General features: G+C 70.2%; 15 protein-coding genes. 6 read left to right on the forward strand and 9 right to left on the reverse strand.

All coding sequences use genetic code 11. The features are described from left to right. Window positions 1-4: 4 nt before the first annotated feature. The gene (locus ABS78_RS02235) at window positions 5-559 is read right to left on the reverse strand and encodes a hypothetical protein (protein WP_293374438.1); all 555 of its coding nucleotides are present in this window, start codon (window positions 557-559) and stop codon (window positions 5-7) included. A 152-nt stretch (window positions 560-711) separates the two neighbouring features. Here ABS78_RS02235 and purU point away from each other — a divergent pair, with 152 nt between their 5' ends. Beyond that, window positions 712-1554, forward strand: coding sequence for a formyltetrahydrofolate deformylase (gene purU / locus ABS78_RS02240; RefSeq protein ID WP_293374440.1), 843 nt, complete (start codon window positions 712-714; stop codon window positions 1552-1554). 131 nt (window positions 1555-1685) lie between these two features. On the opposite strand, the gene ABS78_RS02245 is transcribed toward purU, so the two are convergent. The 3 genes from ABS78_RS02245 to ABS78_RS02255 form a co-directional block, all read right to left on the reverse strand. Continuing rightward, window positions 1686-3392, reverse strand: coding sequence for an ATP-binding protein (locus tag ABS78_RS02245; protein WP_293374442.1), 1707 nt, complete (start codon window positions 3390-3392; stop codon window positions 1686-1688). Between the two features lie 78 nt (window positions 3393-3470). Further along, window positions 3471-4265 (reverse strand): enoyl-CoA hydratase/isomerase family protein, encoded by a 795-nt coding sequence (locus ABS78_RS02250; protein WP_293374444.1) that lies wholly within the window; start codon window positions 4263-4265, stop codon window positions 3471-3473. Between the two features lie 10 nt (window positions 4266-4275). Next, complete coding sequence (locus tag ABS78_RS02255) at window positions 4276-5055, reverse strand: SDR family oxidoreductase (protein WP_293374445.1); 780 nt, start codon at window positions 5053-5055, stop codon at window positions 4276-4278. 171 nt (window positions 5056-5226) lie between these two features. Between ABS78_RS02255 and ABS78_RS02260 the strand changes: the two genes are divergently transcribed. After that, window positions 5227-5502, forward strand: coding sequence for a hypothetical protein (locus tag ABS78_RS02260; protein WP_293374447.1), 276 nt, complete (start codon window positions 5227-5229; stop codon window positions 5500-5502). Continuing rightward, window positions 5499-6431, forward strand: a complete 933-nt coding sequence (locus tag ABS78_RS02265) for a phytanoyl-CoA dioxygenase family protein (RefSeq protein ID WP_293374449.1) — start codon at window positions 5499-5501, stop codon at window positions 6429-6431. Before ABS78_RS02260 ends, ABS78_RS02265 begins: the two co-directional genes overlap by 4 nt. Here the strand turns inward: ABS78_RS02265 and ABS78_RS02270 are convergent. The 4 genes from ABS78_RS02270 to ABS78_RS02285 are packed head-to-tail and all read right to left on the reverse strand — an operon-like array spanning window position 6400 to window position 8879. Further along, entirely contained in the window at window positions 6400-7389 is a 990-nt protein-coding gene (locus tag ABS78_RS02270) for an arsenic resistance protein (RefSeq protein WP_293374451.1), read from the reverse strand. The genes ABS78_RS02265 and ABS78_RS02270 overlap by 32 nt on opposite strands. Window positions 7390-7412: 23 nt before the next feature. Further along, entirely contained in the window at window positions 7413-8177 is a 765-nt protein-coding gene (locus ABS78_RS02275; RefSeq protein ID WP_293374453.1) for a competence/damage-inducible protein A, read from the reverse strand. Continuing rightward, entirely contained in the window at window positions 8164-8442 is a 279-nt protein-coding gene (locus tag ABS78_RS02280; RefSeq protein WP_293374455.1) for a hypothetical protein, read from the reverse strand. The genes ABS78_RS02275 and ABS78_RS02280 overlap by 14 nt, the downstream gene beginning before the upstream one ends. Continuing rightward, window positions 8439-8879 (reverse strand): hypothetical protein, encoded by a 441-nt coding sequence (locus tag ABS78_RS02285; protein ID WP_293374457.1) that lies wholly within the window; start codon window positions 8877-8879, stop codon window positions 8439-8441. The genes ABS78_RS02280 and ABS78_RS02285 overlap by 4 nt, the downstream gene beginning before the upstream one ends. A 53-nt stretch (window positions 8880-8932) precedes the next feature. On the opposite strand from ABS78_RS02285, the gene sfsA reads away from it, so the two are divergent. Next, window positions 8933-9697, forward strand: a complete 765-nt coding sequence (gene sfsA, locus ABS78_RS02290; protein ID WP_293374459.1) for a DNA/RNA nuclease SfsA — start codon at window positions 8933-8935, stop codon at window positions 9695-9697. Between the two features lie 19 nt (window positions 9698-9716). On the opposite strand, the gene ABS78_RS02295 is transcribed toward sfsA, so the two are convergent. Beyond that, window positions 9717-10187, reverse strand: coding sequence for a hypothetical protein (locus ABS78_RS02295; RefSeq protein WP_293374461.1), 471 nt, complete (start codon window positions 10185-10187; stop codon window positions 9717-9719). A gap of 54 nt (window positions 10188-10241) precedes the next feature. Between ABS78_RS02295 and ABS78_RS02300 the strand changes: the two genes are divergently transcribed. Both ABS78_RS02300 and ABS78_RS02305 read left to right on the forward strand, forming a co-directional pair. Next, window positions 10242-10580, forward strand: a complete 339-nt coding sequence (locus tag ABS78_RS02300; protein ID WP_293374481.1) for a DNA/RNA nuclease SfsA — start codon at window positions 10242-10244, stop codon at window positions 10578-10580. Window positions 10581-10650: 70 nt separating this feature from the next. After that, window positions 10651-11004: hypothetical protein (locus ABS78_RS02305; RefSeq protein WP_293374463.1), on the forward strand; the 354-nt coding region annotated here is incomplete at its 3' end.

Consider the following 11004-nt stretch of genomic DNA (forward strand, 5'->3'; position numbering starts at 1 on the left):
CGGCTCAGCGGTAGAAGACCCGGTCGGTCCACGACTGCGAGAAGCGCCCGTTCTTGTAGCAGGCGCGCTCGCGCTGGACGCAGCGCACGCCGTTGGCGGGGCTCCACACCTCGTCGTTACGCCAGTCGTCGTCCCGGTCCTTGTCCTTGTCCTTGCTGCCCGCGACGATGGCCCCCAGGACGATGGCGCCGATCACCAGGCCCGCCACCGCCGCCCCGTTCGACCCGCCGTCCTTGTGGTGGACGTCGCTGATGTCGAGCTGCGAGGTGCGGCCGTTGCGATAGCTGTAGGTGCAGCCGTACTGGAAACGGGCTTCGCCGCCGTTGCGGTCCTCGAACTCTCCCCGGCCCGAAACGCGCGCCTGGTTGCGGCCGGCCTGGCTCACGTCCGCACTGCGGACCCGCACGCCCCGCGCCTGCGGGAACCGGTCCTGGACCTCGTAGCGGATGGCCAGGGAGCAGGCTTCGGCCGGCGACCCCGGCTGGGCGACCGCGGGCGCGGGGGCGGTCCCGAGCGGGACGGCCAAGGCGGCGATGGCGAGGGTGTGGGCGATCCGCATATGGGCCTCGGTCCTTTGCAAGGCGGCCAGTCTTCGCGCCGAACAGGCGTGACCGCAATGCGCGATCGAGGACGGACGTCCGCGCGCGATCGCGCCTTTCGGAGATCACCGGCTTGACGGCCTCCGCGCGGGGCGTGCAGAGGCCCCGGGCGATGATACTCACCCTCTCCTGCGACGACCGCCCCGGCATCGTCTCCCGCGTCTCGACGCTCCTCTTCGAGCGCGGAGCCAACATCCTCGACGCCCAGCAGTACAACGACCAGGAGACCGGTCGCTTCTTCATGCGCGTGGTGTTCGATCCCGGCGAAGCCGACGTCGACGCCTGGCGGGCGCATCTCCAGCCCCTGGTCGACGACTACGAGATGACCTGGACGCTGCGGGGCCGCAAGGAGCGCCGTCGGGTCATGATCCTGGCCTCGCAGCAGGACCACTGCCTGGCCGATCTCATGTGGCGCTGGCGCCAGGGCGAGCTGCCGATGGACATCACCGCCGTGGTCTCCAACCACCCGGCCTCCACCTACCCCCACACCGATCTCCAGGGCGTGGCGTTCCGGCATCTGCCCGTGACCGCCGAGACCAAGCCGGCCCAGGAGGCCCAGCTCTGGAAGCTGGTCCAGGACACCGGAACCGAACTGGTCGTCCTCGCCCGCTACATGCAGGTCCTGTCCCACGACCTGGCCGGCAAGCTGGAGGGGCGCTGCATCAACATCCACCACTCGTTCCTGCCGGGCTTCAAGGGCGCGCGCCCCTATCACCAGGCCCACGGGCGCGGCGTGAAGGTGATCGGCGCCACCGCCCATTTCGTGACCGCCGACCTCGACGAAGGCCCGATCATCGAGCAGGACGTCGAGCGCATCAGCCACCGCGACACGCCGGCCGCCCTGGTCCGCAAGGGCCGCGACATCGAGCGCCGCGTCCTGGCCCGCGCCGTCCGCTGGTTCCTCGAGGACCGCGTCCTCCTCAACGGCCGCAAGACCGTCGTCTTCACGGATTAGAAGCTGTCAGGGATTCGCAGATGACCTTGCGGCGCCGCTCCTCCTCCCCCGACGGGGGAGGAGCGTGAGGCGACATCCCGCTCGTCTCGCCTTTCGAGTCCCCGACGACCTCCAGGACGACTCCCGGACGCTCAGGCGGCCCGCCGCACCGCCCCGTCCGTCGCCGCCTGCGTCAGTGAGGCGACGAGCTGGCGGGGGTCGATCGGCTTGCTCACGAACGCCTCCACGCCCACCTCGGCCCAGGCGGCGCGGTGATGCTCCAGGGCGTTGGCGGTCAGGGCGATCACCGGAGTCCCGGCGTTCGGCCCGCCGCCGGCCTTGATCCGCCGCGTGGCCTCCAGCCCGTCCAGGACCGGCATCTGCATGTCCATCAGGATGGCGTCGAACGGCCGTCCCGCCGCGAGGTCGACCGCCTTTCCGCCATCCTCGCAGAACGTCAGTCGGCACCCCAGCGGCGCCAGCAGCAGCTCCAGCACCCGCTGGTTCACCGGGTGGTCCTCGGCCACCAGCACCTCCATGTTCCGGAGCATGTCCTCGCCCCCGGCGACCGCATCCTCGGGCGTCGCCTCGGCGTCCGCCACGCTGCGCACCAGCGGCAGCACAAGCCGGAACGTCGAGCCGCGCCCCGGCTCGCTCTCCACCCCCAGGCCGCCGCCCATCAGGGTGGCCAGCCGTCGGCTGATCGCCAGCCCCAGGCCGCTGCCGCCGTGCTTGCGGGTCGTGCCGGCCTCGCCCTGCTCGAAGGCGTCGAACAGCCGCTCCACGGCCTCGGGCGGAATGCCGGCGCCGGTGTCCGCCACCTCGAAGATCAGGACCTCGCCGTCGTCGCGCGTTTCGGCCGCGAGGCGGATCGTGACCGTCCCCTTCTGGGTGAATTTCACAGCGTTGGAGATCAGGTTCGAGAGGATCTGCTTCAGCCTGAGGGCGTCCAGCGAGACGGCGGCCGGCGCGTCGTCGGCCATCTCCAGCCTCAGCTCCAGCCCCTTGGCCGCCGCCCGGGGGCGCCACAGGCGGTGCAGGCCCTGGACCGTGCGTCGAAGGTCCGTGTCGGCCGACTCCAGGGCCATCTTGCCGGCCTCGATCTTCGACAGGTCCAGCACGTCGTTCAGCAGGCTCAGCAGCACGTCGTTGGCGTCGGTCAGGATCTCCACCTGCTCGCGCTGGGCCTTGTTCAGTCGCGAGCCCCGCAGCAGGTGCGCCGCCGTCACGATGGCGTTCATCGGGGTGCGGATCTCGTGGCTGATGGTGGCGAGGAAGTTCGACTTGGCCTTGCTGGCCTGTTCGGCGCGGTTGCGCTCGTCGGCGAGCTGGCGCGTGGTGGCGTTCGCCTGCCGGAAGGCCACCAGCAGGTGGGCCACGTACATCGCCGCCCCCGCCACCAGCGCCCACATGTGGACGTCGCCGGCCAGCACCCCGCGCAGCGGCATCCAGAAGAACACCAGCGCGTGCGGGACGGCCGCGGCGACAAGCAGCGACTTCACATGGTGCATGTGGATCGTCACGTGCAGCAGCCCGCCGGCCGAGATCAGCATCCCGAAGAGCTGCCCCGCCTGTCCGCCGGCCAGCCACAGATAGGCGCCCAGCGAGGTGTAGACCGCCGTCGAGGCGAAGGTGGCCGCCGCCCACGCCGCCTTGCGCCCGACCGTCGGCTCCCGGGCGATGTCGCGATAGACGGCCCAGTCGGCGAACTGGGTCACGACCACCAGCGCGAACCACGCCGCCGGCCAGACCGACGGCGCCAGCCACCAGCCGATGCCCGCCAGCGCCGCGGCCATCACCAGCCGCGTCGGCAATTCCTTGCGCCGCACCGCGGCCAGGAGCGTGTAAGGTCCGCGCATCGTCGGCGCCCTCCCCCAGAGACCGAGAAGCGCCAAGCATGACCCAGGTGAGGGAAGCGGCGGGTTAACGCCCGGGGTTCAGACGAACTTCGGCTTCCGCTTCTCCTTGTGCGAGGCCAGTCCCTCCGCCGCCTCGGGTCCGGTGAAGCCCAGGAACTCCAGCGCCAGCGAGGCGTCGAACGCCGGCCCCGCGCTCCGCAGCCAGTGGTTCAGCGCGTGCTTGGTCCAGGCGATGGCCCGTGGCGCGCCGTTGGCCAGCTTGGTCGCCACCGCCAGCGCCCGGGCGTCCAGCTCGGCGTCGTCGGCCACCAGCGAGATCAGCCCGATCCGTTCGGCCTCCGCCCCGTCCAGCGGGTCGCAGGTCAGGAGGTAGTATTTGGCCTTCGCCATGCCGCACAGCAGGGGCCAGACGATCGCCGCATGGTCGCCCGCCGCCACGCCCAGCCGCGTGTGCCCGTCGATGATCCGGCAGTCCGGCGTGGCGATCGAGACGTCCGCCAGCAGGCCGCACACCAGGCCCGCGCCCACCGCCACGCCCCGCATGGCGCTGACCACCGGCGTCTGGCAGTCGATGATGTTCATCACGATGTCGCGCGCCTCGCGCATCACGCGCGCCCGGACCTCGAAGTCGTCGACGATCCCCTGGATCATCTCGAAGTCGCCGCCGGCCGAGAACGCCGCGCCCTCCCCGGTCAGGATGGCGCAGCGCACGTCGGGATCGGCGTCCACGTCGCGCCAGATCTCGGCCAGCTCGCGGTGCATGTCGGCGTCGGCCGCGTTCAGCTTGCCCGGATTGCTCATCACGATCCGCAGCACGCCGTCGGCGGGCCTCTCGAACTTCAGCCGCACGTAGCGGGCGTAGCGGTCCGACATGGTTCGCGCCTCAGAAGATGGTGTAGCCGCCGTCGATGACGAAGCTGTCGCCGGTGTGGAACTTCGAGGCGTCCGAGGCCAGGTAGACCGCGATCCCCGAGAAGTCGTCGCCCTCGCCCCAGCGCCGCATGGGCACCCGGCCGATGGCCTTGTCGTTGAACTTGTCGTTGGACTGCAGGCCCGACGTCATGTCGGTGGCGATCCAGCCGGGCAGGATCGAGTTGGCCCGGATGCCGTAGCGGGCGTACTCCACCGCCAGCCCGCGGATCATCGACAGCACCGCGCCCTTGGTCGACGCGTAGGCCTGGTTGCGCGGCGCCCCGTGGATGGCCGAGGTGGACGATGTCACCACCAGAGAGCCCCCGGCGTCGCCGTCCTTCGCGCGCGCCACCATGTGCTTGGCCGCTTCGCGGAAGGTCCAGAACACGGCGTCCAGGTTCACCGTGGTGACGCGACGCCACTTCTCGGTGGTCATCTCCTCGAACGGCGCGCCGCCGCCGATGCCGGCGTTGGCGGCCACGAAGTCGAGGCGGCCCAGCTTCTGGATCACCTCGGCCACGCCGGCGACGATGGCGGCTTCGTCGCCCACGTCCACCTTCTGGACCAGCACCTCGCCGCCGTAGGCCTTCAGCGCCGCTTCGGCCTTGGCGTTCTTCTCGGGATTCTGGCCCCAGATCGCCACCTTGGCGCCCGCCGCCGCCAGACCCTCGGCCATGCCCAGGCCGATGCCGCCGTTGCCGCCGGTCACCAGCGCGACCTTGCCGGTCAGGTCGAAGGGTGTGAACGCCATCTCGGATATCCTCCACGATTGTTGGCGCGACTTGTCGCGGGCGCCCCTGGGGAGGTCAAGCGCCCACGCCAGCTTTCATCCGCGCCCGCTTTCACCCGCCTCCCCTTCCGTGGCGGCGCCCTTTCCCTTCCGGCGCCGCGGCGCCACCCTCGCGCCGACGGGGGAAACGGAATGCGGCGACAGAGCGTCCTGGTGCTCTACCTCTCCAACTCGGCGCTGGATTCGGCCGTGGTCGGCTGGTCCCGCTACGACGGCACGGGCCGCGAGCGCCACATGGCCGGCGATTCCGAGGAGCCGCCCTACCGCACGGGCCTCGACGCCCTGAAGGACGGCTGGCGCCTGTTCCAGGCCTCCCAGCTCAATCCCCATATTCCCGGCGCCGAGTTCGACGTCAGCTACCTGAAGTACGAGTTCTGGTTCGAACAGCTCGAAGAGATTGTCCCATGACCGGCCTTCCCCTGCTCTCGGCGCATCAGATGGCCAGCTTCGCCGCCCGCGGCTTCCTGCGCCTCGACGCCGTGGTCCCCGACGACGTCAACCGCCAGTTCCTGGACGAGGTGGGCCAGGTCGCCGCCCCCGAGCCCGGCCGCAAGCTTCGCGCCGCCTACGGCCGGATGCTGGCCGAGGCCGACATCCCCGAGACGCCGGCGGGCGTGCCGCTCGCCCGCGCCTACGCCCAGGGTTCGGCCCTGGCCCGGATGCTGGAGCTGCCCGTCGTGGCCGGCGCGATCCGCAGCCTGGTGGGCGACAATCCCCTCTTCGACCACCACTTCCTGCACGTCACCTTCCCGCCCGCCTATCACGAGGCCTCGGGCGGAGAGAACGTCTCCCAGCACACGCACCAGGACTCCACCATCGACCCTCGCCGGGCGTTCGACGTGCAGATCATGTACTACCCGCACGCCGTGACCCTCGAGATGGGCGGCACGCGCTTCATCCCCGGCACCCACCTGCGCAAGGTCAGCGAGGCCGCCCTGGCCCGCTACCAGAATATCCGCGGCCAGCAGCACATGGTCTGCGAGGCCGGGACGCTCCTGTTCCTGCATTCGGGCGTCTGGCACGGCGGCGGCGTGAACCGGTCGGACCGCACGCGCACCATGTTCAAGATCCGCATGAACCCGCGCGAACCCCAGGTGCGGAAGTTCGACGTCGCCACCCTGGAGCCGCAGGACCGGCAGCGGCCGATCTTCTATCTCAAGGGGCCCCAGCCGCCGTCGGTCGAGCAGATCCTGATGACCCCCGAACCCTGGTTCGAGGACGATACCGGGCGGCTGGAGATGGTCAATCGCGTCAAGCTCTGGCGCTACCTCACCGGCGACGACAGCTACGACGCCGACTACTGGCTCACCCGCCTGGAGAATCTGGCGGCGGCGTGAGAGCCCGCGCGCCCAGCCTGGGGATCAGGCGCATGTAGGCCAGCGACGCCGCCAGCTCGACCAGGGTCTGGAGCACGATGATGGCCGGCAGCAGGGGCGCCCCGCCCGGAACGGCGAACGCCAGCGGCAGGACGACCAGGGAGTTGCGGGTGCCGGCGCTGAACGCCACCGCCCGCCCCGCCGGCGCCTCCAGCCCGGCCAGGCGCGCCACCCCCCAGCCCAGCAGCGGGGCGGCGACGGCGTAGGCCAGGTACAGCGGCAGCGCCCGGACAGCGCCCTCCAGCGCCAGGCCCAGTTGCGGCGTCACCGACGCGACCACCACGAAGAGCACCACCGCCGTGGCCGGCACGGGCAGCAGGCCCAGCCCGCGCACCGCTCGCGCGGCCCCCTCGCTGCGGCCCGCCAGCACTTGCGCCGCCGCGGCCAGCGCCAGGGGAACGGCGATCAACCACACGAACGCGTGCAGGAACGGTTCGGCCCGGACCAGGCCCTGCGCCGCCTCGCCGAGGAACAGGCCCAGGTAGACCGGCAGCAGCAGCATCTGCGCCAGCAGCAGCACCGGCGTCGCCGCCAGCAGCAGCCGGGCGTCGGCCCGGCCGATGTGGGCGAACGTCACCACATAGTCGATGCACGGCGCCAGCAGCACCAGCAGCACCCCCAGCCGCAGCATCGGGTCCCCCGGCAACGTCTGCACCAGCGCCAGCACCAGCAGCGGCGCCACCAGGAAATTGGCCGCCAGCAGCGCGGCCAAGAACCGCACCCGCGCCAGGGCCCGGCCCAGGTCGGCCAGCGGGACCTGCAGGAAGGTCGCGAACAGCATGAGCGCCAGCGCCGGGTTGATCGCCGCCTCCAGCGCCGCCGTCCCCGGAACCGCCGCGCCCAGCGCCGCCGCCGCCAGCACCGTGGCGAAGTAGATGCCGACCTGCCGCGCCTCCAGCGCCTCGCGCAAGCCCGTCATCGCCTGCCCCCCGCCCGGCCGGGCTACGCGACCTGGACCTCGCGCACGTTCTCGATCCCCGCGCCCTTCAGCGCCGCGATCAGCTCCACGACCACGCCGGCCAGCGCCTCGGGGTCGCGACTGCGCAGCACCAGGTTCGAGCCGTAGCCGTCCGGGCCGAAGAACGGATAGCTGCCCAGCGACATGTCCGGGTGCGCCCGCGCCACCGCCTCCAGCGGCGCGGCGATCACGCCCTCGCCCGAGCCGTCCACCCGCACGGTGCGCGACACGGTCGGCCGCCCGCCGCGCATCCGCGGCCCCACGTCCTCCAGCATCCCGCGCATTATCTGGGGCACGCCGGCCAGGGTGAAGACGTTGCCGATGGTGAATCCGGGCGGCCCCTGCACCGGGTTCTTCACCAGCGCGCCGCCCACCGGCACGCGCGCCATCCGCCGCCGCGCCGGCGTCAGCTCGCCGCCCCAGCGCGCCTCCATCATGGCGATGATCTCGGGATGCTCGTGCAGCTCCACCTCGAACGCCGCGGCCACGGCGTCGGCGGTGATGTCGTCGTGCGTCGGCCCGATCCCGCCCGTGGTGATGACATAGTCGTACCGGCCCCGCAGCGCGTTCAGCGCGTCCACGATCTCGCCCAGCACGTCGGGCACCGTCCGCGCCTCGGCCAGGTCGATCCCGATCACGCCCAGGTATCGGGCGATGTCGCGCAGGTTCGTGTCCTGCGTCCGCCCCGACAGGATCTCGTCCCCGATGACCAGGACCGCGGCGGTGACTCGGTCGTCAGTCGCGGACATGCCGCCCCATCTGATAGCCGGCGAACGCGCCCGCGGCGCCCAGCAGGATCGGCGTCGCCACGATGCCGACCGGCCCCAGCGCCACGCCCACCGCGTTCGCGACCGCCAGCAGCGGCGCGGCCGCCACGGTGGAGGCCAGCCCGGTCTGCAGCGCCTTGACCGTGGCGCCGACCTCGACGGCCGGGTGCGAGGGGGGCGGGTGCGAGGGGGCAGGATGCGAGGAGGGCGGCTGATCCGGCGGGGAGGTCGATGGCGTGTTCGTCAATAGAGTCCGCTCCCGATCCGGGCGATCAGCGACAAGATAATCATCGCCGCGGCCGACTGCCACGAAAAGTGCGCCAGCCGCTTCATGTCATAGCCCTTCTGGGCGCCCTGCTCGACCGTATTGAGCTTGCCGGTGTGGAGCAGCGCCGTCACGAAATAGGCGCCCGAGATGAAGATCACGCTCACCAGCGCCACCGAGATGAAGATGGTCGCGTGGCCGGGGTCCACCTTCGGCGCGGCGCTGATCCGGTCCTTCCACAGGTCCATGATCAGGAGCGCGGCCACCGCGATGCCGTAGAAGAACAGCACCCCGTCCTTCAGGACACTCTCGGGCGTCGGCGCCTGGCCCACGGTCCGCTGCGCGAAATACACGCACGCGACGGGAATCGCGGGCATGATCAGGTTGCCGACCATCCATATCCAGAATTCCGGACTCATGCCGCCACCCCCGGGGACAATCCCCGGTAGCAGCGATCTCCCGACCGATAAACATGCAGTTTCCCTCGCCCCTCGTCCGCGGAACCCTGGTCAGCCGCTACAAGCGCTTCTTCGCCGACGTGGTGCTGGACGACGGCACGCCCGTCACCGCCCACTGCCCGAACCCCGGCGCCATGCTGGGCCTGAACACCCCCGGCCTGCCCGCCTGGCTCTCGCGCTCCGACGACCCCAAGCGCAAGCTGGCCCACACCCTGGAACTGGTCGAGGCCGACGGCGGCCTGGTGGGGATCAACACCCTCCACCCCAACCGCATCGTCGCCGAAGCCCTGGCCGAGGGCGCCATCCCCGAAGTCGCCGGCTACGCCTCCACCCGACGCGAGGTGCGCTACGGCCAGAACTCCCGCATCGACTTCCTCCTGGAACACCCCGGGCGCCCGCCCTGCTGGCTGGAGGTGAAAAAAGACCAGTCCTATTTACGTCGCGATCTGAAGCCCGATCACAAGCTGTGGCTCGAAGTGAAAAATGTCCATTTAACAAGAACTAAGGGCCTCGCTGAGTTTCCTGATTGCGTCGCGGCTCGCTCGTCGAAGCACCTGCGCGAACTCGAAGCGATGGTCGCCGAGGGTGATCGAGCTGTTGCCCTATTCGTTGTGCAGCGAACCGACTGTGACGAGTTTTCCGCGTGCTACGATCTCGACCCAGCTTTTGCTAACGGGTTGGACCGTGCTGCTGAAGCTGGCGTGGAAGTTCTCATCTACGCTTGCGACATAAGCGTCGAGCGCGTCAGCTTGTCGAGACGACTTCCTTGGCGCCGTTAGGGGCTCAGGCAACCGGCCTTTACGACAACTTGTCAGCCATCACCTCTCCGGCGGAAACAAGCAGCCTTCGCTCAAGCTTGTAGTCAAGGACACGCCAGCTTTCCTCGCCGCGCCAGACTGTGAAGGTTCGCATCGTGTGGCCATGATCGAAGGTCAGAACCAGATCGCCAGTTCGTTGGTCGTGGGCAACGTCATGAACCTTCAGTCCGGTCAGCGGCTCGCTGAGGGCGGCTGCGGAGTCGAACCGCTCGCGGTAGGCACCATCGGCTTCGCCATCCTCCTGCTCCCAAGGCAAATCAGCACTCGTGGCGATGATTTCGCCCTGAGCTTCGACCCGCCATGGCGCGTCCAAGGATAGACCGAGTAACGGCTTTCCATCCGCCGCAGGACGAAACCAAAGGATGAGCGTGTTTCCCGCGATGTTCCGCCGAAACACAGGTTCACCGACGAGATCGGCCAGAATTGAGCGCAGTTCGTCTTGTGCCTGCAAGCTTGAGGCCCTCCGTCGCTATGAGCCTACACGATAACATCCCCGCTCGCATCGCTGGCTGGCCTTCACCGTCGCTTCGTTGAGGTGAAGAACGTCCACCTCATGCGCACGCCGGGCCTGGCGGAGTTCCCCGACTGCGTCGCGGCGCGCCCGCTCAAGCACCTGCGCGAACTGGAGGCGATGGCGGCGGCCGGTCATCGGGTGGTGATGCTGTTCGTGATCCAGCGCGGCGACTGCGACGTTTTCGCCGCCTGCGCCGAACTGGACCCGGCCTACGCCCGCGGCCTGGATCACGCCGCGGCGAACGGCGTCGAGGTGCTGGCCTATCGCTGCGCCCTCACCCCCGACGCCGTCACCCTCGCCGACCCCATCCCCTGGCGCGACGCCGCCTGACGCGAAAAGCCAGCCCCGCGGCCCGCACCTACGTCCGCTTCTGACGTAGCGGGGTGTTGGGATATCCCTCATGTCCGAGGGACCCGACATCGATACGCTGGCGCTGGCCACACTGGATCGGCTGGCCGCGCTGGACCTCTCCGCCGCGGAGAAGGCCCACGGCGCCCTCATGGCCGCCGAGGATCCCAAGGACATCCCCGAACTCTCCCGGGCCTATCGCGGCCTCGCCCGCTCCCTGCGCCAGACCCTGGCGCTCAAGGACCGCCTGAGACGCCAGCGCGCCGAGCGGGCCTCATCCCGTCCCGATCCCGACCGCCTGGCCAGAGCCGGCCGCTTCGACATCCTGGCCGAAGCCGTCCGCGAGGCCGCCGACGACGCCGGCTGCGATCCCGCCGAGCGCGAAGACCTCGCCGAACGCTTCCAC

Source organism: Phenylobacterium sp. SCN 70-31 (genome assembly GCF_001724605.1).
Taxonomy (GTDB): domain Bacteria; phylum Pseudomonadota; class Alphaproteobacteria; order Caulobacterales; family Caulobacteraceae; genus Phenylobacterium.

What these genes read in the sequence shown, in the direction of transcription:
- ABS78_RS02255 (WP_293374445.1), bottom strand. Translation starts at nt 5,055, where the DNA reads ATGGCGTTCACACCCTTCGACCTGACCGGCAAGGTCGCGCTGGTGACC.
- ABS78_RS02265 (WP_293374449.1), top strand. Translation starts at nt 5,499, where the DNA reads ATGACCGGCCTTCCCCTGCTCTCGGCGCATCAGATGGCCAGCTTCGCC.
- ABS78_RS02275 (WP_293374453.1), bottom strand. Translation starts at nt 8,177, where the DNA reads ATGTCCGCGACTGACGACCGAGTCACCGCCGCGGTCCTGGTCATCGGG.
- ABS78_RS02260 (WP_293374447.1), top strand. Translation starts at nt 5,227, where the DNA reads ATGCGGCGACAGAGCGTCCTGGTGCTCTACCTCTCCAACTCGGCGCTG.
- ABS78_RS02245 (WP_293374442.1), bottom strand. Translation starts at nt 3,392, where the DNA reads ATGCGCGGACCTTACACGCTCCTGGCCGCGGTGCGGCGCAAGGAATTG.
- sfsA (WP_293374459.1), top strand. Translation starts at nt 8,933, where the DNA reads ATGCAGTTTCCCTCGCCCCTCGTCCGCGGAACCCTGGTCAGCCGCTAC.
- ABS78_RS02270 (WP_293374451.1), bottom strand. Translation starts at nt 7,389, where the DNA reads ATGACGGGCTTGCGCGAGGCGCTGGAGGCGCGGCAGGTCGGCATCTAC.
- purU (WP_293374440.1), top strand. Translation starts at nt 712, where the DNA reads ATGATACTCACCCTCTCCTGCGACGACCGCCCCGGCATCGTCTCCCGC.
- ABS78_RS02285 (WP_293374457.1), bottom strand. Translation starts at nt 8,879, where the DNA reads ATGAGTCCGGAATTCTGGATATGGATGGTCGGCAACCTGATCATGCCC.
- ABS78_RS02235 (WP_293374438.1), bottom strand. Translation starts at nt 559, where the DNA reads ATGCGGATCGCCCACACCCTCGCCATCGCCGCCTTGGCCGTCCCGCTC.
- ABS78_RS02250 (WP_293374444.1), bottom strand. Translation starts at nt 4,265, where the DNA reads ATGTCGGACCGCTACGCCCGCTACGTGCGGCTGAAGTTCGAGAGGCCC.